26 protein-coding genes and 1 pseudogene are annotated in these 25,870 nt (G+C 46.2%); 17 read left to right on the forward strand and 10 right to left on the reverse strand.

What is annotated here, in order from left to right; genetic code table 11:
* Positions 1-104: 104 nt before the first annotated feature.
* Both QUA07_RS18655 and QUA07_RS18660 read right to left on the reverse strand, forming a co-directional pair.
* Positions 105-404: a putative quinol monooxygenase gene (locus QUA07_RS18655; protein WP_333327753.1), complete on the reverse strand. Its 300-nt coding sequence runs from the start codon at positions 402-404 to the stop codon at positions 105-107.
* 237 nt (positions 405-641) lie between these two features.
* The gene (locus tag QUA07_RS18660) at positions 642-1,319 is read right to left on the reverse strand and encodes a hypothetical protein (RefSeq protein WP_333215429.1); all 678 of its coding nucleotides are present in this window, start codon (positions 1,317-1,319) and stop codon (positions 642-644) included.
* A gap of 141 nt (positions 1,320-1,460) precedes the next feature.
* On the opposite strand from QUA07_RS18660, the gene QUA07_RS18665 reads away from it, so the two are divergent.
* Complete coding sequence (locus tag QUA07_RS18665) at positions 1,461-1,940, forward strand: hypothetical protein (protein WP_333327756.1); 480 nt, start codon at positions 1,461-1,463, stop codon at positions 1,938-1,940.
* A 118-nt stretch (positions 1,941-2,058) separates the two neighbouring features.
* On the opposite strand, the gene QUA07_RS18670 is transcribed toward QUA07_RS18665, so the two are convergent.
* Entirely contained in the window at positions 2,059-2,562 is a 504-nt protein-coding gene (locus tag QUA07_RS18670) for a hypothetical protein (RefSeq protein WP_333327759.1), read from the reverse strand.
* Between the two features lie 445 nt (positions 2,563-3,007).
* On the opposite strand from QUA07_RS18670, the gene aroA reads away from it, so the two are divergent.
* A complete protein-coding gene (gene aroA / locus QUA07_RS18675) occupies positions 3,008-4,363 on the forward strand; it encodes a 3-phosphoshikimate 1-carboxyvinyltransferase (protein ID WP_333327762.1) in 1,356 nt (451 codons plus the stop codon).
* Between the two features lie 120 nt (positions 4,364-4,483).
* On the opposite strand, the gene QUA07_RS18680 is transcribed toward aroA, so the two are convergent.
* From QUA07_RS18680 to QUA07_RS18700, 5 genes are all read right to left on the reverse strand, one after another.
* Positions 4,484-4,921 (reverse strand): CAAD domain-containing protein, encoded by a 438-nt coding sequence (locus QUA07_RS18680; RefSeq protein ID WP_333230982.1) that lies wholly within the window; start codon positions 4,919-4,921, stop codon positions 4,484-4,486.
* A 196-nt stretch (positions 4,922-5,117) separates the two neighbouring features.
* Complete coding sequence (locus tag QUA07_RS18685) at positions 5,118-6,125, reverse strand: 2-hydroxyacid dehydrogenase (RefSeq protein WP_333327766.1); 1,008 nt, start codon at positions 6,123-6,125, stop codon at positions 5,118-5,120.
* 159 nt (positions 6,126-6,284) lie between these two features.
* Positions 6,285-7,019: an ABC transporter ATP-binding protein gene (locus tag QUA07_RS18690; RefSeq protein WP_333327769.1), complete on the reverse strand. Its 735-nt coding sequence runs from the start codon at positions 7,017-7,019 to the stop codon at positions 6,285-6,287.
* Positions 7,020-7,154: 135 nt separating this feature from the next.
* Positions 7,155-7,811 (reverse strand): energy-coupling factor transporter transmembrane protein EcfT, encoded by a 657-nt coding sequence (locus QUA07_RS18695; RefSeq protein WP_333327772.1) that lies wholly within the window; start codon positions 7,809-7,811, stop codon positions 7,155-7,157.
* Positions 7,804-8,733 (reverse strand): energy-coupling factor ABC transporter permease, encoded by a 930-nt coding sequence (locus QUA07_RS18700; protein ID WP_333327775.1) that lies wholly within the window; start codon positions 8,731-8,733, stop codon positions 7,804-7,806. Before QUA07_RS18700 ends, QUA07_RS18695 begins: the two co-directional genes overlap by 8 nt.
* 628 nt (positions 8,734-9,361) lie before the next feature.
* Between QUA07_RS18700 and QUA07_RS18705 the strand changes: the two genes are divergently transcribed.
* The 8 genes and pseudogenes from QUA07_RS18705 to QUA07_RS18740 all read left to right on the forward strand — a co-directional run bounded on the left by QUA07_RS18705 (position 9,362) and on the right by QUA07_RS18740 (position 16,413).
* A complete protein-coding gene (locus tag QUA07_RS18705) occupies positions 9,362-9,997 on the forward strand; it encodes a hypothetical protein (protein ID WP_333327778.1) in 636 nt (211 codons plus the stop codon).
* Positions 9,998-10,066: 69 nt separating this feature from the next.
* Positions 10,067-10,540, forward strand: a complete 474-nt coding sequence (locus QUA07_RS18710; RefSeq protein ID WP_333327781.1) for a hypothetical protein — start codon at positions 10,067-10,069, stop codon at positions 10,538-10,540.
* Between the two features lie 15 nt (positions 10,541-10,555).
* Positions 10,556-11,290: a hypothetical protein gene (locus tag QUA07_RS18715; protein ID WP_333327784.1), complete on the forward strand. Its 735-nt coding sequence runs from the start codon at positions 10,556-10,558 to the stop codon at positions 11,288-11,290.
* Between the two features lie 116 nt (positions 11,291-11,406).
* Positions 11,407-11,841 carry a ferritin-like domain-containing protein gene (locus QUA07_RS18720; RefSeq protein WP_333075906.1) on the forward strand — a complete coding sequence of 145 codons (435 nt, stop codon included), beginning with the start codon at positions 11,407-11,409 and terminating at the stop codon, positions 11,839-11,841.
* A 96-nt stretch (positions 11,842-11,937) separates the two neighbouring features.
* Positions 11,938-12,900, forward strand: coding sequence for an FTR1 family protein (locus QUA07_RS18725; RefSeq protein WP_333327786.1), 963 nt, complete (start codon positions 11,938-11,940; stop codon positions 12,898-12,900).
* 596 nt (positions 12,901-13,496) lie between these two features.
* Positions 13,497-14,234: a response regulator transcription factor gene (locus tag QUA07_RS18730; RefSeq protein WP_333081299.1), complete on the forward strand. Its 738-nt coding sequence runs from the start codon at positions 13,497-13,499 to the stop codon at positions 14,232-14,234.
* A gap of 696 nt (positions 14,235-14,930) precedes the next feature.
* A pseudogene (locus QUA07_RS18735) lies at positions 14,931-15,425 on the forward strand (chlorophyll a/b binding light-harvesting protein); the annotation flags it as partial.
* Between the two features lie 472 nt (positions 15,426-15,897).
* Positions 15,898-16,413, forward strand: coding sequence for a transcriptional repressor (locus QUA07_RS18740; RefSeq protein WP_333327789.1), 516 nt, complete (start codon positions 15,898-15,900; stop codon positions 16,411-16,413).
* A 149-nt stretch (positions 16,414-16,562) separates the two neighbouring features.
* Here QUA07_RS18740 and QUA07_RS18745 read toward each other — a convergent pair whose 3' ends face one another.
* Both QUA07_RS18745 and QUA07_RS18750 read right to left on the reverse strand, forming a co-directional pair.
* On the reverse strand, positions 16,563-17,417 hold the full coding sequence (locus QUA07_RS18745) for an Npun_R2479 family HD domain-containing metalloprotein (RefSeq protein ID WP_333327792.1): 855 nt from the start codon (positions 17,415-17,417) through the stop codon (positions 16,563-16,565).
* 311 nt (positions 17,418-17,728) lie between these two features.
* The gene (locus QUA07_RS18750) at positions 17,729-17,932 is read right to left on the reverse strand and encodes a hypothetical protein (protein WP_333081254.1); all 204 of its coding nucleotides are present in this window, start codon (positions 17,930-17,932) and stop codon (positions 17,729-17,731) included.
* 454 nt (positions 17,933-18,386) lie between these two features.
* Here QUA07_RS18750 and rpsL point away from each other — a divergent pair, with 454 nt between their 5' ends.
* The 7 genes from rpsL to QUA07_RS18785 all read left to right on the forward strand — a co-directional run bounded on the left by rpsL (position 18,387) and on the right by QUA07_RS18785 (position 25,857).
* Positions 18,387-18,767, forward strand: a complete 381-nt coding sequence (gene rpsL, locus QUA07_RS18755) for a 30S ribosomal protein S12 (RefSeq protein ID WP_006632197.1) — start codon at positions 18,387-18,389, stop codon at positions 18,765-18,767.
* Between the two features lie 145 nt (positions 18,768-18,912).
* Positions 18,913-19,383 carry a 30S ribosomal protein S7 gene (gene rpsG / locus QUA07_RS18760; RefSeq protein ID WP_006632196.1) on the forward strand — a complete coding sequence of 157 codons (471 nt, stop codon included), beginning with the start codon at positions 18,913-18,915 and terminating at the stop codon, positions 19,381-19,383.
* A gap of 345 nt (positions 19,384-19,728) precedes the next feature.
* Positions 19,729-21,801, forward strand: a complete 2,073-nt coding sequence (fusA, locus tag QUA07_RS18765) for an elongation factor G (RefSeq protein ID WP_333044560.1) — start codon at positions 19,729-19,731, stop codon at positions 21,799-21,801.
* A 101-nt stretch (positions 21,802-21,902) separates the two neighbouring features.
* Positions 21,903-23,132, forward strand: a complete 1,230-nt coding sequence (gene tuf / locus QUA07_RS18770) for an elongation factor Tu (RefSeq protein ID WP_190660866.1) — start codon at positions 21,903-21,905, stop codon at positions 23,130-23,132.
* 217 nt (positions 23,133-23,349) lie between these two features.
* Positions 23,350-23,667: a 30S ribosomal protein S10 gene (gene rpsJ, locus QUA07_RS18775; protein ID WP_006632193.1), complete on the forward strand. Its 318-nt coding sequence runs from the start codon at positions 23,350-23,352 to the stop codon at positions 23,665-23,667.
* A 408-nt stretch (positions 23,668-24,075) separates the two neighbouring features.
* Positions 24,076-24,717 (forward strand): LON peptidase substrate-binding domain-containing protein, encoded by a 642-nt coding sequence (locus tag QUA07_RS18780; RefSeq protein ID WP_015174045.1) that lies wholly within the window; start codon positions 24,076-24,078, stop codon positions 24,715-24,717.
* Positions 24,718-24,918: 201 nt separating this feature from the next.
* Positions 24,919-25,857 carry a PspA/IM30 family protein gene (locus QUA07_RS18785; protein WP_333327796.1) on the forward strand — a complete coding sequence of 313 codons (939 nt, stop codon included), beginning with the start codon at positions 24,919-24,921 and terminating at the stop codon, positions 25,855-25,857.
* Positions 25,858-25,870 lie beyond the last annotated feature (13 nt).

Consider the following 25,870-nt stretch of genomic DNA (forward strand, 5'->3'; position numbering starts at 1 on the left):
TACTACAATTTTAAATTTCACTCTTTCCCCCCCCTCTTACTAAGGGGGGCTAGGGGGGTCGAAGCTAATTCAAAAACCTTAATCAAATTGCTATAAAAACCCGATTAAGCTAGCAATTCATAGCGGCGGATATCTGGAGGCCCAACGGCCAAACCGTCTAATTTCTGTACGGCGTCTTGAATGTGAGTTGAACCGAGATGTAGTTCGAGCAAATCTGCACTTTCCCACTCTTCAACAAACGTAAAATCTGTGGGGTCGGCTTGATTTTGCAGGAGCTCGTATTTGATGCAGCCTTTTTCTTTGCGAGTTGGTTCTATAACGCTCAGCAGCAGAGATTTAAGTTCTGCTACTTTGTCGGGAAAGGCGGCGAGGCGGGCGACTACTCGCAAGGTTGTTTTGGACATAGGAGAAAAAAGTCACAGATAGGACGATCGAATTTACCGATTTTTATTTGGCAAACTCAACAATACATGATTTTACTTAAAGTAACCTAAACAGGTCGATCGGTCAACGGCAGTAAAATTAGTCCAGGAGGCGCTAAAGTCTCAGAAATCCGGTTTCTTGCCAAATTCTTAGTTACTAAGCGCAGAGCGTTGTATAAACCGGGTTTCTTGAGATATTTTGGGGAATACCGGAGGAACTCAATCTTTGGGATAAAATCGCTTGTTTTCTGTAGAATATTCCCAGGCGAGATCCTCCGGGTCTTTTTCGCGGCTCCACTGAGCAAACTCCGGCTTAAGTTTCCACTTGCCGATCGTAGTTGCGTGCACTTTGAACCTGCGGGAGAGTTCCGTCTGGGTAAAAGAGATTTTGGGCTTTTGAGGGGTCTTGGTTGAAGCAATGGGGAATAAATTTGGTTTTTTATCTTGTGCTTTTTCCCGATTTGTGGGAGGCTCTTGAACAGCTATTCCCGCATTAGCTGTTTCGCTTTGATTGACAGGTGGAGCTATTTGAAAATAATACAAAATTCCGCCTTGTTCCGTCACTTCAAAATCCGCTGCAAACTCAGAAGCTCGTTCGTCGAGATACTCTTGAACCTTTTCGCCGGGGAGTTTCGCATTCATCGCCAAATCCAAAGCCGTAACTCGCCCTTGATTTTCCTTAATCAACTTGTAGAAAACCGAGTCTAAATGAGCGAGTTTATGTTTTTGCTGCTGGTGGTAGAGTTTGTAAGCCCAAGCAATGCCCGCTGTGGTGGCGATCGCCCAAAACATCCTTCCCGACTCGAAACTGGCAACCGCCGTCAAGGAAATAGGCAAAAGCAGGGTAAGATATCCCCAAATGCTTCCCTTCTTTAGGTTATTGCTGTTTTTGACCATAGTTCCTAAACAGGTACGTAGTTTAGCTTAGTAGAGCGTGTCTGAATGCCGCAAAAGTTTTTCGACAGTCGATATATCGGCTAATCGCTGACTCACTCTACGACAAAATCCCAGAATCTACTTTTTTGCAACCGAGGGTTCATGTACTTTTTTCGCAAACAGATTGCCATCCTGCTGATAGTTGTTGCTTGCTGTACGCTGACGATTAGTTGCAGCGATAGCCGAGCTGTCCAGTGTACTAAATTTACTGAAATTGTCAACAAAGGCAACGCTCTCATTGATGTTGATAAAGACAGCAACGATGCTGCAACGACCGACAATTTAGCTAAAAATTTGAACCTGATAGCGAATGAACTTGAGGATCTGCGAATAACTGATCCAACCCTCAAAGAAATTCAGCAGCCATCGGTTAAATCCTTCCAGGAAATTAGTCAAGCACTCGGCGACATAAGCAAAAGTCTTCAGGCTGGAAATCTCGCTTCTACAAGTATAGAAGGTCGAGAGCAAATCCAAACAGCTCAAGCAGATATTATTAGAGCCGGCCAACAGGCGAATCAAGCAGCCGCAAATCAAGACGCTTTGACTAGCAAACTGATTAATTATTGTAAGGGCGATCGCTAAAGGCTAAGAGTTTTGAGTTTTGAGATAGCAACACGAACCCCAACAAACCACGGGGGGTGAATGAATTGGAGGAATGCGTCGCCTTCACCTACTATCTACCCCTTTGCAATTACCCAATTTAGTGATGAATTTCTAGATTCAAAATATAGCGACCGAGTTGCACTTTCTCCGACCACAACTCGTATTCTAACCGCAAGTGATCCGGTTCCGGCTTTCCTGTCAGCGTCAAGTTGCGAGTGAAGTTGCGGAGTCGCAACTGTTCGGGAGTGGCCAGCGATTCGCCCTGAAGCCAATAACGGCTCAGGCCGTACATTCCTCGTTCCCAGCAGTGGCGGTAACTGTATTTGCCGTTTCCTTGCATGGTCATAATGACTCGATAGGGGGAAACTTCTAGCCAGAGCAACCGGGGTTTTGTAGTTGGGGGTAAGATTGTAACTTGCTCGGCAGATGCGTCGGAGTCGTCAGAAAATTGGCGATCGATTATTGCTGGTTCGTGTAACAACAAGTGAAAGCGATCGCGGTCTTTTTGATAAAGCGTACCAGCGGTTTCAACAACTGACCACAATGGTAAATCTGTGGATACCAGCGATAAACTTACAGGCTTGCGGTGATGCGTCAGCATAAACAAAAGTGTAGGAGTTGTTGTGGATCGGGGGGTTTGAGATTTGAGATTTTAAGCTTTAGATTTTAGATTTTAGATTAGCTGGGTTCCAAATTCCGGAGCTTTTGCTTAAAAAAATGAAAAATCTACAACTGGCAATCGAAAATCGAAAATTGTTTAGTCACAATTCAATCATCTGGTCGATAACTCACAGCAGGACATGAAATCTAAGCATATACACGGATAATATTTGTGAAATTAATGTGAAATTAAAGTGAAATCCGTGCCGTTGCGTCCGCACTCCTGTGTCCTCGATAACTGACAGCGGAGTCTCTGGGCGAGTTTAATCAGGCTTTAAGTTAACCGGACACATTGGGAAAAAACCCGCAGGCCGTACAAAAGACGACTGACTTAGGACTGGGAAAAAGGTAGGATAGCTAACGCCATCCAATCCTAGTTTATCTCAATGCAAGCTGACATTATAACTACTACGCTTCTTGACAAAAGCCAAACTTTAAGCATTCAAAAACCGGCATCGGGCTTGTCGCTGGTGGGGAGGATTCGAGTTCCAGGCGATAAGTCGATTTCTCACCGAGCTTTGATGTTGGGTGCGATCGCCCAAGGTGAAACTACTATTGAGGGACTACTCCTAGGGGAAGACCCCCGCAGCACGGCTAAATGTTTCTCGCTCCTGGGGGCCAAAGTTTCTGAACTCAACGCGGAACGGGTGACAGTCACGGGCGTCGGAATTGGCGAGTTAGAGGAGCCTGTAGAAGTCTTGGACGCTGGCAATTCCGGCACAACGATGCGGCTAATGTTGGGAATTTTAGCGTCTCATCCGGGGCGTTTTTTTGCGCTAACGGGTGACAGTTCTCTGCGATCGCGCCCCATGTCGCGCGTCATTAAACCGCTGCAACTTATGGGAGCGCAAATTTGGGGTCGAAAGAGCAATTCTTTAGCTCCCTTAGCGATACTAGGACAGCAGTTAAAACCGATTCACTACCATTCTCCGATCGCCTCGGCTCAAGTAAAATCTTGCATTTTGCTCGCTGGTTTGATGGCAAGCGGAGAAACTACAGTCACAGAACCCGCTCTGTCGCGGGATCACAGCGAACGGATGCTGCGAGCGTTTGGAGCCCAATTGAGCGTCGATCCAGAAACTTGCAGCGTGACAGTTACTGGGCCGACACAACTGCAAGGGCAGAATGTGATTGTACCGGGGGATATTAGTTCGGCGGCATTTTGGCTAGTTGCTGGGGCGATCGTCCCGGGTTCGGAACTCCTAGTCGAAAATGTCGGCGTCAACCCAACTCGTACAGGCATTTTGGAAGCTTTGGAAATGATGGGGGCCGATATTGAACTGCAAAATCAGCGAGAGGCCGCCGGAGAACCTGTAGCGGATATTTTGGTTCGCAGTTCCGGCCAATTGCGGGGATGCACCATTGCGGGCGACTTAATTCCCCGACTGATTGACGAAATCCCGATTTTGGCAGTAGCGGCGATCTTTGCGTCGGGTACTACAATAATTCGAGATGCGGCCGAGTTGCGAGTCAAAGAGAGCGATCGACTGGCCGTGACTGCTGCCGAACTCAACCGCATGGGAGCTCAAATTTCCGAGTTACCCGACGGTTTAGAAATTACCGGGGGAACTCCTTTGACCGGCGCGGATGTTGACAGCTACACCGACCACCGAATAGCGATGAGTTTGGCGATCGCAGCCCTCAACGCCACAGGTACTACTAACATTCACCGGGCAGAAGCTGCTGCCATTTCCTACCCCGAATTTACCGCCACTTTGCAACAAGTTTGCCATCCAAATTAAGATTGGACATTGGGCATTGGGCATTGGGCATTGGTTGCTGGTTACTTGTTATCGGTTATTGGTATAGCCTCAAAAATAACAAATAACCACTAACTAATGACTAATGACTAATGACTTCCTCTAAGAATCTTTCCCTACAACTTGTTCTTTTAAAGAATCAATTTCCGTTAACAACTCTTGGCGATTAGAAGCCTTGAGCAGATACCGGTAAACAAACCAACCCGTATATCCCATGCCAATCAACTCAAAAATTGGAGCTACCAAAGGGACATCATTAAGAGCACCTAAAACTCCCAGCATTACCTTAATACTAATACCGCCTGCCAGAATTAAACCAACAGTTATGAGGGGCTTTTGGTAGTCAGCAAAAAAATTAGAGAGATAGGCTGGGAGTTCCGACAAAATTGTAATAACTTGGTCTTTAATATCTTGGAACTGGCTCGCCGTTGTTTCCGTGGTTGTCACTGTAGTCATTACCCCCGGTTTGTCCTCCACCAGGTCTACTGTGACGACTTCAGTAACTGTTTGTGTCTCGTCCGAAAAGTTAGCTTGTGTCATTGGATACTTCCTCCGTTGTCAGGTAAAATTGCAGGCTGTGAATTGCTGCCAGTATAATTCTCCGGCAATTAGCACAGCATTCGCGCTGCAGGGACTAATTGATGAGACTAAGGCAGAGCTTCACAAATTGCAAGCAAAAATAAGGATAAGACTTGATTGTAAACAATTCCCCTCGTTGCTAAATCGGTCTTTTGACTCATTTTTTCACTTGATCGAGGTCAATTTGATTCGGGCAAGGGCGTCCTTGTTCAAAATCGGTGATATTGCCGATCGTGGTTTCGGCGATATTTTTCAAAGCTTCCTCGGTGAAAAAAGCTTGGTGTCCGGTAATCAGGACGTTGGGGAAAGTCAGCAAACGCTGAAATACGTCGTCTTGAATGACGTGATTTGACAAATCCTCAAAAAACAGATCCGTCTCTTGTTCGTAAACATCTAAACCGAGGTAGCCAATTATACCAGACTTCAGTCCTTTGGTAACAGCTTTAGTGTCAATCAACTGACCGCGGCTGGTATTGATCAGCATCATCCCCGGTTTCATTTGCTTGATCGCCTCTGCACCAATTAAATGGTAAGTTTCCGGTATCAGCGGACAGTGGAGGCTGACAATATCAGAGGTGGCGAACAGTTCGGGGAGTGCGACGTATTCCATGCCTAGGGCGAGGCAATCCGGGTTTTGGTAAACATCGTATCCCAGCAGGTGACACCCGAATCCGTGCAGAATTTGGGCAGTAATTGCGCCAATTCTGCCTGTTCCGACGATTCCCACCGTTTTGCCGTGGAGATCAAAACCCAACAAGCCGTCTAGGGCGAAATTGCCTTCGCGGACGCGGTTGTAGGCCCGATGGATTCTGCGGTTGAGGGACAAAATCAGAGCGACTGCGTGTTCGGCCACTGCGTAGGGAGAATAAGCCGGAACTCGGAGGAGAGTTAGATTTAAATCCTTCGCTGCTGCTAAATCGACGTGATTGAATCCGGCGGATCTCAGGGCCAGCAAGCGAACGCCTTTTTCGGCAATGCTAAGCAGCGTTTTCGCGTCCAAGGAGTCGTTCACGAACGCGCAGACTGCCGGAAATCCAGCAGCCAAAACGCTGGTTTCCAGGTTCAGACGCGGTTCAAAAAAAACTAAATCGTGTTTGTCGCCGACATTCGCTGCTTCCAGAAATGTGCGATCGTAAGATTTGGTGCTGAATACGGCTACCTTCATGATTTTTGCCTGCAAACCCAGTAATAGTGGGAAATTCTTTCCCGATCAACTCTAAAGTTTACTAGAACGCCGTTGCCCCAAACAACCCACTTTCCATGAGACATATCGCTTGTGGTTAGTTATGACTACTTTATGTAATGACTAATAAACAATGGTTAATTACCAATCTGGCGGCAAATTGTAATATTCGAGAGTGGATTTGTCTGCCAGCAAATCTTGGGTTTTTCTGTCAATTTTAATCTCGCCATCCGCCAAAACTAAAGCCCTTTGAGTTGTTTTCCCGATCCAATTCAAATTGTGAGAAGCGATCAAAATTACCTCGATCGGCAATTGGGACAAAACTGACGCCAAGTGACGCCGCCACGAGGGATCTAGTCCATTAGTCGGCTCATCTAAGATTAAAATTGCCGGCTCTAATGCTAAAATTGCTGCCAAGGCTGCTAACCTTCTTTGACCTCCCGAAAGTTCGTGGGCAGAACGGTTGGCAAATTCTACTAAACCAAATTCGTGTAATAGCGCTAAAGCTCGATCGCGCGCAACTCCCGGCGGCACTCCGTAATTGCGCGGCCCGAACATGACATCCTCTAAAATAGTGGGCATAAATAGCTGGTCGTTAGCATCTTGAAAGCAAAATCCAATCTGCCTGCGTGCCTGCGATAAAGTCTTCGGTTCCAACTTTTTTCCCTGCACTCTAATCTCACCGGATTGAGGCACTTTTAAGCCGATCAAGTTTTCGAGCAAAGTGCTTTTACCAGCACCTGTCAGGCCGAGTAGGGCAACTCTTTCTCCCGGTTGCAAAGTAAAAGAAATTCCCCGCAATATTGGCTTTTGATCGTGATATCCGAATACTAAGTTTTCTACTTCGATTGTTGGCACGGATTTGAGTATAGTCAATTTTTATTTTCCTCGATTTTAGGATTAAGAGTATTTAACCGCAGAGAGCACAGAGGGCGCAGAGAGGGGAAGGGAGAAGGCAAAAGGTAGAGGCATGAATTAATCAATTACAAATTACCAATTGCCCCTTCTAAATTACCAGTTACCATAAGAAGCTATTGTTAATCCTGCTGCCATTAAAATTGCTACTGTCAGCCAGAGTCGCTCTTTTGGTGTTGATTTTGAGTCAGCAGGTAAAGCTCCTTGATACCCGCGAATTAGCATGGCTGCGTGTACTCTTTCTGCCCGATCGAGACTTCGCAAATAAAGCGCTCCGATCATGGAAGCACTGGCGTAACGCAGCCATCCTCCGGTACCGGACAAGCCCCGGAGTTGGGCAGATATTTTCATGCGGTTGACTTCGGCCAGCAGGATTTCTAAGTATTGTCCTGTTAAAAGTACAATCTCTTGCAAACCTGCTGGTAGGGGTAATCCTTTGAGGGCGATTCCGAAACTGTGGGGTGGCAAAGTTAGCAGGAAGCTGTTCATAATTAGCAGGCAAATTAGGGAACGCAGCAACAGAAAACTGGCGCGTTCCCAACCTTGGGGCAGCACTAATAAGGAGAGAAAAACCAATTCTGCTCCTAACAGTTGCGCTAGGGTTCGTACCGGAGCCCTGAGCCGAAATGACCACAAAAGTGCGATCGCCCCATAAATTCCCAGCCACAGCCAACCGCCTGTCTTCAGAAAACCCATGCCAATCACAATTGTGAGAGACACTCGCAATCGAAAAGGTATGGAGAGTTTAGACATCTTTAGGTTTTACCACCAACTGAGCAATCCCAAAAGCCGCGCCGAAGCTGAAGGCAGATCCTAAAAGTCCAGCAATGCTAGTACCAATAGGCTGTTCTTCTAATCCTTTAACCGTGTAATCTGCTAAAGGAGTGGGATTTTCGATCGCCACAGCTTCTTGATCTTTAAAGCCGTATTTTTCGGCTACCGCTTCTAACCCGTCAGGCCAAGTTGAAGCAAACAGTGAAAGCACCCCGGAAATTAATAAAACTCCGATTACTGGCACTACCCATTTCTGCAATTGTGGCTGTTGTCCCGGCAGTAAATCCGGCCGCACTTTGACGAGATAAGTTAAAACGCCGCCTGTAATTACCCCTTCGCCAATCCCAATTAAAATATGCACCCCTACCATTGCTGGCAATGCGATATTGAGTCCTACTGTTCCAGAAATTGCCAATTGGATCGCCACAGAAATCGAAGCAGCCACGACGCTAAGGGCGGCTGCAATCCCTGCAGCTAGCGGCAAACGATTTCTGGAACCTCCCAAGAGTTGCTGCAATGGCTGCAACAGCCACCAGCCCACCCAAATGCCAACTAGCCCCATGTTAAAAATATTGGCTCCCAGGGCGGTGATGCCCCCGTCGGCAAACAAGACGCTCTGAATTATAAAAACTGTGCTCATCGCTAAAGTTGCCGCCCAAGGGTTCCCCAAAACCACGGAAGCTAGCGCTCCTCCTAATAAGTGGCCGCTGGTGCCACCTGCTACGGGAAAGTTAATCATCTGAGCCGCAAATACGAAAGCTGTAGTTAAGCCCATGATTGGGGCTTGTCGAAGTCCAAGACTGGCGCGGGTTCGATTCAGGGCAACAGCAATTACTGCTGCGCTTGCTATGCCGGTGGCAACAGCTACTGGCGGTGAAAGGAAACCATCAGGTATGTGCATCGATCTATCCCAAACGAGAGAACTTCCAAGTCTTTAGTCAACTATTTTTTACAAAAATTTAAAACCCCCTCTGGGGGTATTGGTGCGATCGAGCGATCGGGGGATTGGTGGCGGGCAATCGCTTATGGGATATAGATTACCGCCTCAAAGGCTGAATTTTGAGGATGAGAAATTTTAGATTAAATAATCCTGAAGAATTATTCGGATATTTTACCTAGCACGCCTAAATAGAAGCTTTTTGATAAAAATTATCAATATTTGTTTACAGATTCAACTGCAAAATTGTATTCACCGTCACCCTCAAACAATAATATTAAAAAAATCTAAAGAATTTACTGAAAATCTCTCATTGGCTTTATTGTCAATTATTGAGAATAAATAGCATTAAATTTTGACGACCGCAGCAGTGAAATTAGCAGATAGCTAGTCAAAGCCAAAGTATTGCGTGTTATAGAAACTAAGAAGTGCGAATTATTGCGACTTAATATAGTTAGCAGTATGTTTGCGGTAGTCGATCGCGCCAATGTGCGATCGGCTTAGTCCGCACGAGCTGCATTATCAAGAAACTCAAAATACTAATGCGCTTATTCTCAAGTAATTTTCCGCACAACCTACAGGAGGTTTGCCAGTGGTGCAGCACTCAACCCAAGACTCAACTACCGATTTAGTTGCATCTGAATTTCCCAAACAGTTAGATATCGCTCAAGTTTCTGTCTACGGACTTAGCTTTTTATCCGCTGGTTTATTTCTGTTTTTACCTTTAGTTAACCTACTGCATCCGAGCCCTTGGCAGCGGTGGATGGGAACCATTCACGGCATGGGTGCAATGTTGGCATTAGTGGTAATGGTTTATACAGGACATCTAGCATTTCCATTGTTGCGGGGTGTCCCTAAAATCTTGCCACAAATGCGTACATTAGCCTTTTGGTCAACTCTTTTGAGTTTTTTGGCCATTGCTACTGGCAATTGGGCTTATATGCGGTATCGAGCAGGCATAGATTTCGGCGGAGCGAGAGCAGCGCTGAAAGAAAACTCTCCTCTAGCGCAGTACGTTTTGATGGAATATCACGAATTTAGCGTGCTGTTTACATTGCCTTTAACAGTAGCTTGTGCGTGGATTTTGTGGAACTATGGCAACTCGATTTTAGAAAAGCAAAATCGCCCAGTTTTAACAGCTACCTGCGTGGCTTTGATGGCAATCATGTTTTTCGCAATGGGCGGCATGGTGAGCGGGCTTGGTGTGGCTAAAATCCACGCTTTGTAATTAACAGTTAGTTGACTTTAGCATTAGCAACGGCTAATTACCTATTACCAAAATTAGGATATTTTTACAATGACTAGACAATTATCCCGCCAAAATAATGCGGGTAATGAACCTGTATACGGGAAATTTTGGAGCCAATTAAAACACTTTCCCAGCGGTTTAGCCGAAGGAGCAGAAACAGCACCTAGTGTTTCCGGGCCTGCCGCAGCCGCAGTAATTAGTGCAGCAATTGGTTGTTTTACAATGATGGTGACTCACCACTTGTCAGACACATCGAAAGCCACAGAAAAAATTGTTTGGAATCTCGGCACTTGGATTCCCGGAAGCCAGACGGATAGCGAATTGTGGGGAAATATCGGCAGTTACACTGGCAAAGAAACTATGTTGCTGGTGGGTTGGCTGATTAGTTGGCCAATTCTCCCTACTCTCTGGAAGAATAAGAACATTAAAAGCCGCACCATATTTTTCTGGATGTTTGCTTTGTTGGTTGCTGCCACAGCTATGTGCTGGCATCCTCTATTTCCCTATTTACCGTTAACTTAAGTAATGTGAGGTTTGATGATGGAGACAAAAAATAAGCCGATCCCAGCCAGGGAGATGCACAAAATAGTTTGGGTTAGCGTCGGAGTTTTAACTCTTTTCTTTATGACTTTTCCCATCGCAATGTGGCGTGTTAGCCAAAAAGAAAAGTTTCGCGGTTTTCACGTCAAGTCTTTGACAATTGAGGGGCAAAATCCCGCTAATGCTGTTGCTAAGGGGCTGGCCCAACCAGCTATTGCCAGTAGCAGTGCGCTTCCGGCTGCTAATAATTCCTATTTAGCTCTTGACAGCCAAAAAAAGCTGCCTGACAAGTCTCCAGAGGTTGTACCTTTCACTAATACGTCTACTGAAACGGCTATGGCGAGTAGCCCTACAGATAAGACTGTCCAAGCTGTACCTGTATCAGCAGGCCAGCAGGAAGTTCAGGCGGTGGATGGAACAAATCACACAGCAGAAATTACGGATCGCGTCAAACTAGATGAGTTAGCTCTCAAAGTCTACGATCGCATCGATCGAAGTTGGCAAACTAGCCCTACATTCAATCAAAATCTAGTGTATCGAGTCACTACAAGTCAAGATGGGGCGATCGGCAATTTCGAGCCACTCAATCAACCAGCCAAGGATTACAGCCAAGAAACTCCTTTGCCAAATCTGCTGAAATCTTCCGAAACTAGCAGCCGTAACAGTGCAGCACCAGTTGCTAAGTTTACTGTAGTGTTTGCTCCTACTGGAACCTTAGAAGTTAACCCCTAACTCACATACAACATCTCTCCGGTAAGGTGCGCCATCAGCACCTTACTTTTCATTTTTAACTTAAATGTGATATTATAAACAGCGCCCTCTAGGGTCTGCTACTTCTAAAACAACAAATGAAAGAACTTGACGAGAAAAAAACCCAGGAACTGCTATGCACCATCATGGAATGGGAACTTGCAGGTGTCGTGCGCTATACCCACTATTCACTAATGGTGACAGGGCCAAACCGGATTCCCATCGTGCAGTTTTTTAAAGCACAAGCCACAGAATCTCTAATCCACGCCCAACAAGCAGGAGAAATTCTCACCGGTTTAGAGGGGCATCCTAGTCAGAAAATTGCTCCCATCGAAGAAACCTACAAACACTCGGTGAAAGACTTGTTAGAAGAAAGTTTAAATCACGAGAAAAAAGCGCTCAAAAAGTATAAATCTTTACTTGAAGTTGTGACCGACTCCAGCGTTTATTTGGAAGAATATGCCCGCAATTTGATTGGGCAAGAAGAATTGCACCAAGTAGAATTGAAAAAAATGCTGCGGGATTATAGTTGATTTAATCATTAGTTAGTTGTTATTGGTTATTGGTTATTGGTTATTTCCACTCACCAATGACCAATACCCCATGCCCATGCCCCATGATTATAAAAAATGAATTTTAGTGAAGCCATACCCACTTTTGTAATTACCCTGCGCGAAGGCGTAGAAGCCACCTTAGTTGTCGGAATTGTACTAGCTTGCCTCAAAAAAGCCGAGCAAAGTCACCTCAATTCTTGGGTTTATGCAGGTGTCGCAGCCGGCATTGGTGCTAGCGGTATTGTGGGTATTATCTTCAATGGATTGCTCGCAGCACTATCAACCTCAGAGCAGCCTTACGCACCAGTCATTAAACAGCTATTAGAGGGCGTGTTGGGCATGGTGGCGATCGCAATGCTAAGCTGGATGCTAATTTGGATGACTCAGCAAGCTCGCTTTCTCAAAGCAGAAGTTGAAGGAGCAGTTACAGCAGCTTTAACAGAAAATAGCAAGGCCGGCTGGGGCGTATTTGGCTTAATTTTTATTGCGGTACTGCGCGAAGGTTTTGAAACAGTTATATTTGTCAGCGCTCAATTTCAACAAGGTTTAACTCCTGCTTTGGGTGCTTTGGGCGGTTTGACTGGGGCCGCAATCCTTGGCGCGCTACTGTTCAAGTGGGGTGTCAAAATTGATATCCGCCTGTTTTTCAAGTTTATGGGGATTTTGTTGCTGTTAATCGTAGCAGGTTTGGCAGTATCTGCACTCAAACATTTTGACCAAGCCGCTGGGATTTTGTCGCAGATGAATAGCAAATATTCAGCAATTTGTGTTTATTACGATCGCCTCGCACCACTCCACTCTTGTATTTTAGGGCCTATGGTGTGGAATGCAGCGGAAATTTTGCCCGATCGACAATTTCCAGGAGTGCTTCTCAAAGCACTGTTTGGATACAGAGATCGACTTTATCTCGTCCAAGCAGCCGCTTACACAATATTCTTAGCCACCATCGGCGGTCTTTATTTCCAAAAATTAGGCGCTAAGGCGACTGTTCCCAACAAAAATACTCAGCCAGCTCGATCGGAAACTCGCCCTCAGTAGGTATGCAACCTGTTTTTATCGGTTGTTTTGCTGATTCCAGGGCGATAAAGAAATTAGCCCCACACGCAAAAAATTGACCAAAAACTTTCAGTTTGCGGGATTTATTATTTGACTTTTATATGATATCATTAAATGATGCCAACATTGTTTATTTATTTTATAAATAGTCATATTAATATTATTTGATAATACCGTCAATACCCCAAAAAAGCAAGCCCTACCGATCAAAAAACACAAAAACTTTATCAGCAAAATTAACTAACTTAAAAAAATTACAGTTAACGGTTAACAGGGTTATGCAAAACGCGGACTACCGTTAGGGCGATCCTGTGAAGCCCCAGGCGCACCCTGCAAAAGTTAAGGCTGTTCTTTCCGACCAAAAATCTGTCCCCAGCAAGATTTTTGGTAAACAGTTTTCTGATAAGCGCTCTTAGGGCTTATAATTAGTACAAGAATATTTACAGAGTTCCGAAAGTTCTTAATTAACCTTATAATCCTTAATGAAGCTTAAAATTAAAAAATTGTTCGTTAAAGTTACCTGGAACCCCCAGAAGGCTGTAGGATCTGCCATTCGGTTAGCGGTGAGATAAATAATGATGCCTCGGATACTTGTTATTGATGATGACGCGGCGATCGCCGAACTCGTAGCAGTCAACCTAGAAATGGCTGGCTACGAAGTCACCCAGGCAGAAGACGGCATCAAAGGTCAGGCACTAGCCATACAACTGCTCCCCGACCTGATCATGCTAGACCTCATGCTGCCTAGAGTAGACGGATTCACCGTATGTCAGCGTTTGCGGCGTGACGAGCGCACCTCAGACATTCCCGTCTTGATGTTGACAGCCTTAAGTCAAACTCAAGACAAAGTAGAAGGCTTCAACTCCGGCGCCGACGACTACCTGACCAAACCCTTTGAACTAGAAGAGATGCTAGCCCGAGTGCGAGCTCTACTAAGACGCACAGACCGCATCCCCCAAGCGGCCAAACACTCCGAAATCCTGAATTACGGCCCGCTGACCCTTGTCCCCGAAAGGTTTGAAGCTGTTTGGTACGCTCAGACAGTCAAACTGACCCACCTAGAGTTTGAGCTGCTGCACTGCTTGCTTCAGCGCCACGGTCAGACAGTCTCTCCTAGCGAAATTCTCAAAGAAGTGTGGGGTTACGACCCCGACGACGACATCGAAACTATTCGTGTACACATCAGACACCTGAGAACCAAGATGGAACCCGATCCCCGCCATCCTCGGTACATCAAAACCGTATACGGGGCTGGTTATTGCCTGGAGTTACCCAACAACGAGCAAGTAGCTGAACAAACAAAATCCTCTGCTTGAGCTAGCACGCCAGATGCAACAAGCAGTTAAAAGTTCCGCTAGAAAAGCCTGAGAGCATTTGCTCTCAGGCTTAGTTGTTTGGAGTTTGAGATGAATATGTCAACAAGTAGGCATTAACTCTCTTCATTCGGAAAAAACAATCCCACACCCCCCTCTAACCGCGCGGTTTCATTCTCTTGTAGGGGCTGCCCCCCGTGGCTGCCCCCATGTCTGAAACTGTGAAATCGCCTGTGGGGGGGGTAGGCACGGGGGCACTACCCCTACAAAATCGCGATTTTCGTGAGAATGAAACCGCCCTGCCTCTAACCGTACTTTTAGAGAAGCTTGTCCATAGGAAAGTACCGGATTTCTTTTTCCACCTTGTCTTTTCCGAGAGGATTGGATACCTACTTAAACAATACTCTAGCCATAGTACTCTTTAATAATATTATTTATCAATAAATTTAGAGGTATTCCTTTAGCTGCTATTTTGGCTAAGGAGAAGCCAAACTCCGCTCAAGCGCCAAAAACAGTCATAATCGTGATATAACGATGTTTTTTCCTACTGATTTACATACCTGAACTCAAATCAGTGAAAATTTTTCTCAAATACCCCTTGACTAAACTACTAAAATTGTTGATTATCTATATCAATAATCTGCGATCGCTTAAAACTCCACTGACATCTTTCTCAAGAGGTAAATCGCCGTGACCAGCATGGCAAAAAAATCCTTCCCAACCGAAGGAAAATCATTTCCCTGGTGGGTCGGCAACGCCCGCTTAATCAACCTTTCCGGCCGTTTGCTCGGTATCCACGTCGCCCACGCCGGCCTCATCGTCTTCTGGGCGGGAGCCTATACCCTATTAGAGCTTTCTCGCTTTAACTCAGAATTGCCCATGTACGAACAAGGCTTAATCCTGTTGCCAAACCTAGCCAGACTCGGCTTGGGCGGGGGTGCGGGAGGCAAAATTGTCGAGACTGATCCGTACTTCGCCGTTAGGGCGATTCACCTAATCAGCTCAGCCTTTCTCGGCTTCGGCGGCATCTTTCACTCCCTCAAAGGGCCAGCCACCCTCGAAGCAAGAACTTCTTTCTTTGGCTACACATGGGAAGACGCACACAAAGTGACCACCATCTTGGGCATCCACCTACTTTTGCTGGGTGTCGCTACCTTCTTGTTGGGGGCTAAAGCTATGTATCTCGGTGGTTTATGACTGTCTTTTTCTAATATTTATGTATTGCCACTTTGATTATTTTTGTGGAGTCTGTCCATAACATTGCCAGAAGGAGTGCATCAAATCAAGCGCTTGTATCCAATTCCTTGTGATTGGAATTTTTTTACTAACGACTACCGCCTCACATTTACAGTGCGCCCGTGCGTTGCTTGTGCTGAAGATGCGAGCGGTTGCACTGACTTTGAACCTAAGACTTGTTTTATCAATGCTTATCCGCAACATTGCTATAAACTTCACAAAAATTACGCAGAAATACCGAAAACAACTTTTTCAGTTCCACTTTTAGCAAAGGGGATAGGTGGCTAGCAGATTACCCTGGACTAAAGGGGGAGTCTAGAGTTATATGGATTATCACGGAAAATATACTTTAGGAGCATCTAAAAAATAGCACGAATAAATAACAGATAATCCATGACCATCCTCGTTCAACTTTTTTATTTTTTCCGACATGAATTTATACAGTGCTAACTCACTCAAAGTCGAACTCAACCAAAGAGGCTGCCGCCTGACTCCCCAGCGAGAAACTATTTTGAGTGTCTTTCAAAATCTACCGCAGGGTAATCATTTAAGTGCGGAAGAATTATACAGGACTTTGCAGAATCAAGGAGAACGAATAGGCTTGTCTACTGTCTACCGAACGCTGCATTTATTAGCAAGGATAGGAATTTTGCGTGAACTAGAATTAGCAGAAGGACACAAACATTACGAACTGAATTTTCCCGAATTGCACCACCACCATCATCTGGTTTGCATTCAGTGTCACAAAACCTTTGAATTTAGCGATGAATCAATTTTAAAAATTGGCAAAAAGCAAGTTGAAAAAGCTGGGGTTGAACTGCTTGACTGTCAATTAACTGTGCGAGCTGTTTGTTTGGAAGCGCTACGGGAGGGATGGCCTTCTTTGGTACCCAGCAATTGGTTGTGTCCCAGATATCATTCGGAAATGGAGGAGGAAATTAGTTGATTTGGATGAAATACACTTAGGTAATATGGAATTGGTGATAATTGGTAATTTGTGCTTTTTTATTCGTTATGAGCTGTTAGTTATTAGGACCTAAAAATAACCCATGATCATTGACAACTGACTGCTGACTGCTGAATTCACTTTTGCAATCAAGCAACCTCAGAAGAATCGCAACGTTGGTGTTCCATCCGAAATATGTTAGCGTACAAACTAGCAACAATCTGTTTGCCTTCCTGGGTCAACTGCAAGTAACCGAGAGATTCACTGATGTGAGGATAAATGCCGCTCCAGTAAAACTTAGAGTAGCTTTGCAGCAAGTCGCCCGGATGTCGATAGCCCAAAACTTTAGTAGCACCGCTTTCTTCCAACTCGTAAAAGAGCGCGCCAATTTTCTGCAAATATTGCGGGTTGCTGAGCTGACCTATCAAGTCAGCACCGCGAACTAAACTAGAGTAATTAACTGCCTCCTCGTCAGTGTTGCCGTCAAGGACCGAGAAACGAGTCTGTTCTATGTTCTGCTTAATTATCTCAGCATTAATTAGCTTATGGTTGCCGAAGCGCTCGTCAATAAACAATTTAGCTCTGTCAACTCGGTAAGGAGCTAAGCTAGCCGCTGTTGCACCGGGAGCAAGTGCAATTCTCATGCCATCTTTTCCCGTAGCATACAATCCTTCTGATTCTTGGTCTTGCCGGCAAACTCCTTTGACATATCCGATGTCTTGGCACAGCAAAGAAATAATGAAGTGCAGCCAATCTTCGCAGGAAACTCCGCCCTTGCGAATGTGTTTTCCCCGCAAGATTTCTTGACCGACTAAGCTAATGCAAATGGCGTGTTCTACATTGTGATAAAGAGCATCGCTGTTGGCGATGTTTTCTAACGCCATTGCCCCCACCCAGGCAATAATGTCAGCATAATCTGATTTGTAGCCTCCGTAAGTGCGGCTGTACCCGTTCTGAAGTTGTTCGATGAAAGCCTCGATCAGCAGTTCTGTAGAATTAAACATACCCTATCCTTTTACCTTAATATTTCCTTTTAAGAGCGGTGCATCTATTGGGGATTCGTCTACTTTTATGGATGAGATTTTAGCTCATACCAATTCACTATCAAGATACACTAAATGAGGCTGATGTCTTTTTGGTTGGAACTATATCCTTAGCGTTATATTAAATGCAGCTTGATAGTAAATTGGTATCACCACTCATGCACCCCGTGTGTGTTGTGCTCCGTGGGTGGTAATCTCAAAACTCATTGACGCAGCTACGCCCGGGGAGTCACGAAGCAATCTCGCGCCCTGACTCAAAACTCCCAAGCAACTCAGTCCATCACTGACACCCATCCCCGCCGTACTGCATACAGCAGCCTGCTGACAATTTTTCGATCCTCTGAACTTTTTAAACTGTGAGAATTAATTGCGTATTGAATTTCCTGGAACTGATCCCGATCGATCTTACCGGATTTCCAAATATTCAAGTAAAGTTCGGAAATTTTATATTCAGGAATATAAGCTTTGGTTGTCATCTGCAGTCAACTCAATGTATATTTCTTATTGTCCGGCAATTTTAGATAACTTTATGTGATGTAGATCGGCTATAGACTGTGATGCGATCCCAGGCTGGAGTTAATGCACCTCTCCTAACAATGGTAATTTGAGCGAAAAAGCGCGATATTGCGATCTCATAAATTTTGCTGACGGCTGTGAAAATCATCATAGTTGCGCCTAAATTATAGGATGTCACATACCATTCTCCCGTTGCGCTCGCCCCCGGACAACTTGCAGTAAGGAAGCAAGTTGGAGCGGTGGTCGCGCAAATTTCTTGCCAAAGAAACACGCGTCGTGTACAATACAGAGTCTGGTATCCTCACTTACCCATAATTATTTTCATTCATCCCGTCCCCCCAGAGGGGAAGGGACTTTCAGTGCGGATACAGCCAAATCACTATATTCAGCAAAAAGCTAGAAATGCCGTAACTCATGCCCACTATTCAGCAACTCATCCGTTCAGCACGGGAACAAACGCAGAAAAAAACCAAATCGCCAGCTCTCAAGAGTTGCCCCCAGCGCCGCGGAGTTTGCACCAGAGTGTACACGACCACCCCGAAAAAACCCAACTCGGCGCTGCGGAAGGTGGCTCGGGTACGGCTGACCTCTGGTTTTGAAGTCACCGCCTACATCCCTGGGATCGGTCACAACTTGCAAGAACACTCGGTAGTAATGATCCGGGGCGGTCGTGTAAAAGATTTGCCCGGAGTTAGATACCACATCATTCGCGGTACATTAGACACCGCTGGGGTGAAAGACCGCAAGCAGGGTCGTTCCAAATACGGGGCCAAGCGTCCTAAAGAGAAAAAATAACACGGAACTCGCCCGATCGTCGGGGTTGGGAAGCAAAAATAAATCCGATCGCGCCGCTCAATTGCACGCTTGATCGTCATCAATCGAGATGTGATCCCAAAACCCCAAACTCAATCATTCAAAATCAAAAATCCCAAATAGAACTATGTCTCGCCGCACAGTTATTCAAAAACGTCCAGTTCCACCAGATCCAACCTACAACAGCCGGTTGGTAAGCATGATGGTGAGACGGATCATGCAGCACGGCAAAAAATCCGTTGCCTCCAGCATCGTCTACGACGCCCTCAAAACCATCCAAGAACGCACAGGGGCTGAACCGTTAGACTTGTTTGAAAAAGCAGTCAAAAACGCGACACCCCTAGTCGAAGTCAAAGCCCGGCGGGTAGGTGGCGCCACCTACCAAGTGCCAATGGAAGTGCGTTCAGATCGCGGTACAACCCTCGCCCTCCGCTGGCTGATCAGATTTGCCCGCGCCCGCACCGGCCGCTCGATGGCAGCCAAGCTAGCCAACGAACTGATGGATGCAGCTAACGAAACAGGGAGTGCTATTCGCAAGCGCGAAGAAACTCACCGCATGGCTGAAGCTAACAAGGCTTTTGCTCACTACCGCTACTAACTGCAACAACGGGCATGGAGAAGAGCGCGATCGTGCGGTATAAAAGCATCGGGTGAGAAATTGGCAAGTGTAAGTTTTGAGTGTTGAGATTGCTTCTCTTGGCGCAGTTGCGATTCGTGAAGCAAACTCAAGACTCCCAAAATCAAAATTTACGCACTCAAAATTCACGCACTCTCTGAATCCTCCATGTCGCATCCTTAATATTTTTGTAAACAAATCTTGCAAAAAATATTAAAATGTAACAATAAACTCCAGAGACTTTTGTAAGTTACTGGGGAGTGCAAAATAGGGTTACTGTGTAGTATAATAGTATTATAACAGCAACACAAGATTAAGGAGGTAGCTGTGGCACGTACCGTCCCGCTAGAAAAAACTCGCAACATCGGCATCGCAGCCCACATAGACGCGGGCAAAACAACAACAACTGAAAGAATTCTGTTCTATTCAGGCATGGTTCACAAAATGGGTGAAGTGCACGAGGGAACAGCAGTCACTGACTGGATGGAGCAAGAGCGGGAGCGGGGAATTACGATTACTGCCGCTGCTATCACCACCAGTTGGAAAGATTACAAAATCAACATCATCGACACTCCCGGACACGTAGACTTCACGATCGAAGTCGAACGCTCGATGCGAGTGCTCGACGGAGTGATCGCAGTGTTCTGCTCGGTAGGGGGAGTGCAGCCGCAATCCGAAACAGTTTGGCGACAAGCCGATAGGTACCACGTACCCCGGATTGTGTTCGTCAATAAAATGGATCGGATGGGCGCAAACTTCTACAAAGTCTACGGCCAAATTCGCGATCGCATGAGAGCGAACGCCGTACCGATCCAAATCCCGATCGGCAGTGAAGAAAACTTCCGGGGAATTGTAGACTTAGTGCAAATGAAAGCCTATATCTACAACAACGACACGGGAACCGACATCGAGGAAGTAGAAATCCCCGATGAAGTAAAGGATCTAGCCGTAGAATACCGCACCAAGCTGATCGAGTCCGTAGCAGAAACCAGCGACGCCCTCACGGAGAAATACCTCGAAGGCGAAGAGTTAACGGAAGACGAAATCCGCTTGGCCCTGCGTCACGGCACTGTCGAAGGTACGATCGTCCCCATGTTGTGTGGTTCGGCATTCAAAAACAAAGGCGTTCAGTTGTTGTTGGATGCAGTCATCGACTATCTGCCGTCGCCCTTGGAAGTTCCTCCAATTCAAGGACTCCTACCCAACGGCGACACAGCAGAGCGGTTTGCCGACGACAACGCCCCGCTGTCAGCCCTGGCCTTCAAAATCATGGCTGACCCCTACGGTCGCCTGACCTTTGTTCGCGTCTACTCCGGTATCCTCAAAAAAGGTACCTACGTCCTGAACTCCACCAAAGACAAAAAAGAGCGGGTTTCTCGCTTAATTGTCCTCAAAGCGGACGATCGGATAGAAGTTGAGGAACTCCGAGCCGGAGACTTGGGAGCAGCCTTGGGTTTGAAAGACACCTTCACCGGCGACACCCTCTGCGAAGAAGGAGCGCCAGTGATTCTGGAATCTCTGTTTATTCCAGAGCCAGTTATCTCGGTGGCTGTCGAACCCAAAACCAAACAAGACATGGAGAAGCTCTCCAAAGCCCTCCAGTCGCTCTCGGAAGAAGACCCCACCTTCCGAGTCAACGTTGACCCAGAGACCAACCAGACAGTCATCGCCGGCATGGGCGAACTGCACCTGGAAATCCTGGTAGACAGGATGCTGCGGGAATTCAAAGTAGAAGCCAACGTGGGTCAGCCACAAGTAGCCTACCGTGAAACCATTCGCAAATCCGTCCGCGCCGAAGGTAAATTTATCCGCCAAAGCGGGGGTAAAGGTCAGTACGGTCACGTCGTGATCGAACTAGAACCCACCGAAGTCGGAAGTGGCTTTGAATTTGTCTCCAAAATTGTTGGTGGCACTGTACCCAAAGAGTACATCGGCCCGGCAGAACAAGGGATGAAAGAAGCGTGCGAATCAGGTATTGTAGCAGGATATCCCGTGATTGACCTCAAAGCTACTATGGTAGACGGGTCTTTCCACGACGTAGACTCCTCAGAAATGGCATTTAAGATCGCCGGTTCAATGGCGATCAAAGAAGCCGTGATGAAGGCGTCGCCAGTGCTGCTAGAGCCTATGATGAAAGTAGAGGTTGAAGTTCCCGAAGATTACATCGGGAACGTCATCGGAGACCTCAACTCGCGTCGGGGTCAGATCGAAGGTCAAGAGACGGATCAGGGGATAGCCAAAGTTTCTGTAAAAGTTCCACTAGCAGAAATGTTTGGTTACGCCACCGACATCCGCTCGAAAACCCAAGGTCGAGGCATCTTCACAATGGAATTCAGCCATTACGAAGAAGTGCCGCGAAACGTGGCTGAAGCCATTATCGCTAAGAACAAAGGGAACTAATGATTTTGGATTTTAGATTTTGGATTTTGGATTGAATCCAAAGTCTAGAATCTAAAATCTCAAGTCTAAAATCGCTAAAAAAAACAAGGAACAGATCAAGAATGGCACGCGCAAAATTTGAACGGAATAAACCCCACGTAAACATCGGCACGATCGGTCACGTTGACCACGGCAAAACAACTTTGACCGCCGCGATTACGATGACTCTCTCTGCACTAGGTCAAGCAAAGGCTAAGAACTACGCCGACATCGACGCTGCGCCAGAAGAAAAAGCACGGGGTATTACGATTAATACTGCTCACGTGGAATACGAAACCACAGGTCGGCACTATGCTCACGTAGATTGCCCCGGACACGCTGACTATGTGAAAAACATGATCACCGGTGCTGCTCAAATGGACGGCGGCATCCTAGTAGTGTCAGCAGCAGATGGCCCCATGCCTCAAACTCGCGAACACATCCTGCTAGCTAAGCAAGTTGGCGTTCCCAGCTTGGTTGTCTTCTTGAACAAAGAAGACATGGTGGATGATGCTGAACTGTTGGAATTGGTAGAACTGGAAGTTCGCGAACTTTTGAGCTCTTACGATTTTCCGGGCGATGACATCCCCATCGTCACAGGTTCGGGATTGAAAGCTCTCGAAGCGATGCTTGCTAATCCCAAGACTGTCAAGGGCGAAAATGAGTGGGTTGACAAAATTTACAAGCTGATGGAAGAAGTAGATGCTTACATCCCCACCCCAGAACGCGAAGTTGACAAGCCTTTCTTGATGGCAGTTGAAGACGTATTCTCGATTACTGGTCGGGGTACTGTCGCCACTGGCCGGATCGAACGCGGAACCATCAAAGTCGGCGAAACAGTCGAATTGGTGGGTCTTAAGGACACTCGCAGCACTACAGTGACTGGTGTGGAAATGTTCACCAAGTCTCTGGAAGAAGGTTTGGCAGGCGACAACGTTGGTCTACTGCTGCGGGGGATTTTAAAGGCGGATATTGAACGCGGAATGGTGATTGCCAAGCCGAAAAGCATCATGCCTCACACTCAGTTTGAATCTGAAGTGTACATCCTGAAGAAGGAAGAAGGCGGCCGGCACACGCCCTTTTTCTCTGGCTATCGCCCTCAATTCTACGTCCGTACCACTGACGTGACCGGTACGATTGCACAGTTCACCGCTGATGACGGTAGTGAAGCAGAAATGGTGATGCCCGGTGACCGGATCAAAATGACTGTTGAACTGATTCACCCGATCGCGATCGAACAAGGAATGCGCTTCGCTATCCGCGAAGGCGGCCGCACCGTCGGCGCCGGCGTTGTTTCCAAAATCCTCAAGTAGGACTCCGATAACAACTTAAATAGCAGAAAAGCCACCAAATTTAATCAGGCTTTTCTGCTATTTAGTGAGTAGTCAGCAGTCATCAGTCAGTAGTCATCAGTCAGCAGTCAGCGGTTAGTAGTTAAAGATTAAATAACTAATGACTAATAACTAATGACGACTAACTAATAACTAATGACTAAAAATAAACTGAACCTAGAAAATTAAAGAAACAAAAATGGCAACAATTCAACAGCAAAAAATTCGCATCCGCCTCAAAGCTTTCGATCGCCGAATTCTAGACGCATCCTGCGAAAAGATTGTAGATACAGCAAATCGCACAGCAGCCACAGCGATCGGCCCGATTCCCCTACCGACAAAACGGCGGATTTACTGCTTGCTGCGATCGCCCCACGTAGACAAAGATTCTCGCGAACACTTTGAAACCCGCACGCACCGCCGCATTATCGACATTCACCAGCCATCGGCCAAAACAATTGACGCTTTGATGAAACTGGATTTGCCAGCCGGCGTAGATATCGAAGTCAAGCTGTAGATTGAGTTATCGAAAACTCGGAAAGAAGGAACAAAGATTAAATAAATTGTTCCTTCTTTTTGTTGAAATTTTCCTAGTCATTAGTTATTAGGTATTAGTTATTAGTTAATAATCACCCATAATTTCTGCTCCGACACGAATTTAAATAATTATTGTTAATTAAGGGGCGCTCACTACAAAAACGCTCCTTTAGCAGTCGCTATCATCGCCTTCGGACTCACTTAGTTTAGCAAAAAGGTATATTTAACATTTTGACGAAATAACGCCTTGGTCAAGCTGTCAGCACCAGAGATAGCGAGCCGTCGCTCCCGTTGCCACCGAAAAAGCCCGATCGCTCCTGCCCCCGAATTGCCTTTAATCAGTTAAAGTAAGAAAAATAAGCGCAAGTACCGTCACTTTTGAGCGACAATGGCATCCTCTTCCTCTGTAGCAGTTCGCGAACTCCCCTTATTTCCGTTGCCGGAAGTGGTTCTATTTCCAGGTAGGCCACTCCCGCTGCAAATCTTCGAGTTTCGCTATCGAATCATGATGAATACGATTCTGGAGGGCGATCGGCGTTTCGGTGTACTCATGTGGGACCCCAACCAAAACAAAGTCTCTGCCGTTGGCTGTTGCGCCGAAGTGATTCACTGTCAGCGCCTCCCCGACGATCGCATGAAAATTATGACTCTCGGCCAGCAGCGGTTCCGAGTCCTCGACGCCGTTCGGGAAAAACCGTATTTAGTCGGTCTAGTAGAATGGATCGAAGACGCACCGCCGCAACAAGACCTCAGACCTTTGGGAAAAGATGTCGAACAACTGCTGAGAGATGTAGTTCGCCTCTCCAGTAAATTGATGGATCAGCCGATCGACCTGCCCGAAGACATTCCCAGTTTGCCTACAGAATTGTCCTACTGGGTAGCCAGCTACCTTTACGGCGCCGCGACAGAACAGCAAACTCTTTTAGAATTGCAAGATACTGCTGCGAGATTGGAACGCGAAACCGAAATTTTGACTTCTACTCGCAATCACTTGGCAGCGAGGACTGTACTGAAAGATACGCTCAAATAGTCAATGGGGCAGGCAAAAAGTACGATCTGTTTGACCTCCATTGCAGAAAGAATTACACACAAATCATTCGATTTTTGATTTTCGATTGACTGATGAACTAAGGGTTTGGATCGCGCGCTTACAGTTCCATTATTTTTGCGAACTGGTATCTGTTCAATTCTTAACTTCAAACAGGTTCGGATAGGTTCCTTATAGCAGTAAATGCTTGTGTTAGAAAATCACGACCAACCGAAACCATACGATGCAGTTAGAGGCGGTCAACTGCCACCTCCTGTGGGCGGTGTAGTGCTTGGCGGACTAGCAGGAGTTAAACATCGGCTGTCTAGTTCTGTCAACGAACATCGAATTGCCGCCCTGAGAGAGACACTGAATTACGGCGATGCTGGCTTAAAAATAGTCATCAAGATTTGTCAAAGCGAAACAGGGCCAGTGCAGCGGGCGGCCTCCGATTTGCTTCGACAAAGGCTTAATTTGATCGCCCGCGAAAAGTTACAAGCCTTTGTAGCTTCAAGTTCAGATTCAGAAGCTGAGTTAGACAGCACGGAAAAAATATTAAAGCACTCATCCGGTGCAGTCTCAGAAAAAAATTACGATCGGCAAATGTCCGAAGCACAGTTAATATTTGAGACAATTACGCAGCAAATGCAACCAAATTTGTTGCTATTAGAAGCACTGGTAGCCTCTGTAGAACGCGAAGAATTTACCAGCGAACTGATGAATCTTTGGGAACTATTAATCTTAGAAATTCAGGAACCTCTCAAAGAACTGCGTCAGGCTGTTGGCATTGCGATTTCCGCCCAACTGCGGATTCAGTGGCTGTACAATCAAGCTGAATCTCAAGCCAACCAGTGGCAGCAGCGAGCTTTGCTAGCTCTTCAGACACAGGATGAGAATTCAGTTCGCCTCGCCGTGGTTCGCAAGCAGGTTCAATTTGATCAGGCGGCAGAACTAAAAATTGACTTAGACTACCAAACTGTGCGAGTAGAAAACCTCAACCGCAACTTGCTGGCTTTGGAAAGTAAGATTGCTCAAGCTAATTCTAAGAAAGAGATCCTCAAAATGCAGCTTCATTTTGCTAAGGTACAGCAGCAAATAGACTTCACTTTCAGCCAAGTCAATAGTATATTTTTTAGTCCTTAGTTGTCGGATTCTC

This window comes from Microcoleus sp. T3_A4 (genome assembly GCF_036700465.1).
Lineage (GTDB): Bacteria > Cyanobacteriota > Cyanobacteriia > Cyanobacteriales > Microcoleaceae > Microcoleus.

Coding starts and splice junctions, on each gene's coding strand:
- QUA07_RS18655 (WP_333327753.1), bottom strand. CDS start 404: ATGTCCAAAACAACCTTGCGAGTAGTCGCCCGCCTCGCCGCCTTTCCC.
- QUA07_RS18660 (WP_333215429.1), bottom strand. CDS start 1,319: ATGGTCAAAAACAGCAATAACCTAAAGAAGGGAAGCATTTGGGGATAT.
- QUA07_RS18665 (WP_333327756.1), top strand. CDS start 1,461: ATGTACTTTTTTCGCAAACAGATTGCCATCCTGCTGATAGTTGTTGCT.
- QUA07_RS18670 (WP_333327759.1), bottom strand. CDS start 2,562: ATGCTGACGCATCACCGCAAGCCTGTAAGTTTATCGCTGGTATCCACA.
- aroA (WP_333327762.1), top strand. CDS start 3,008: ATGCAAGCTGACATTATAACTACTACGCTTCTTGACAAAAGCCAAACT.
- QUA07_RS18680 (WP_333230982.1), bottom strand. CDS start 4,921: ATGACACAAGCTAACTTTTCGGACGAGACACAAACAGTTACTGAAGTC.
- QUA07_RS18685 (WP_333327766.1), bottom strand. CDS start 6,125: ATGAAGGTAGCCGTATTCAGCACCAAATCTTACGATCGCACATTTCTG.
- QUA07_RS18695 (WP_333327772.1), bottom strand. CDS start 7,811: ATGTCTAAACTCTCCATACCTTTTCGATTGCGAGTGTCTCTCACAATT.
- QUA07_RS18700 (WP_333327775.1), bottom strand. CDS start 8,733: ATGCACATACCTGATGGTTTCCTTTCACCGCCAGTAGCTGTTGCCACC.
- QUA07_RS18710 (WP_333327781.1), top strand. CDS start 10,067: ATGACTAGACAATTATCCCGCCAAAATAATGCGGGTAATGAACCTGTA.
- QUA07_RS18715 (WP_333327784.1), top strand. CDS start 10,556: ATGATGGAGACAAAAAATAAGCCGATCCCAGCCAGGGAGATGCACAAA.
- QUA07_RS18720 (WP_333075906.1), top strand. CDS start 11,407: ATGAAAGAACTTGACGAGAAAAAAACCCAGGAACTGCTATGCACCATC.
- QUA07_RS18725 (WP_333327786.1), top strand. CDS start 11,938: ATGAATTTTAGTGAAGCCATACCCACTTTTGTAATTACCCTGCGCGAA.
- QUA07_RS18730 (WP_333081299.1), top strand. CDS start 13,497: ATGCCTCGGATACTTGTTATTGATGATGACGCGGCGATCGCCGAACTC.
- QUA07_RS18740 (WP_333327789.1), top strand. CDS start 15,898: ATGAATTTATACAGTGCTAACTCACTCAAAGTCGAACTCAACCAAAGA.
- QUA07_RS18745 (WP_333327792.1), bottom strand. CDS start 17,417: ATGTTTAATTCTACAGAACTGCTGATCGAGGCTTTCATCGAACAACTT.
- QUA07_RS18750 (WP_333081254.1), bottom strand. CDS start 17,932: ATGACAACCAAAGCTTATATTCCTGAATATAAAATTTCCGAACTTTAC.
- rpsL (WP_006632197.1), top strand. CDS start 18,387: ATGCCCACTATTCAGCAACTCATCCGTTCAGCACGGGAACAAACGCAG.
- rpsG (WP_006632196.1), top strand. CDS start 18,913: ATGTCTCGCCGCACAGTTATTCAAAAACGTCCAGTTCCACCAGATCCA.
- tuf (WP_190660866.1), top strand. CDS start 21,903: ATGGCACGCGCAAAATTTGAACGGAATAAACCCCACGTAAACATCGGC.
- rpsJ (WP_006632193.1), top strand. CDS start 23,350: ATGGCAACAATTCAACAGCAAAAAATTCGCATCCGCCTCAAAGCTTTC.
- QUA07_RS18780 (WP_015174045.1), top strand. CDS start 24,076: ATGGCATCCTCTTCCTCTGTAGCAGTTCGCGAACTCCCCTTATTTCCG.
- QUA07_RS18785 (WP_333327796.1), top strand. CDS start 24,919: ATGCTTGTGTTAGAAAATCACGACCAACCGAAACCATACGATGCAGTT.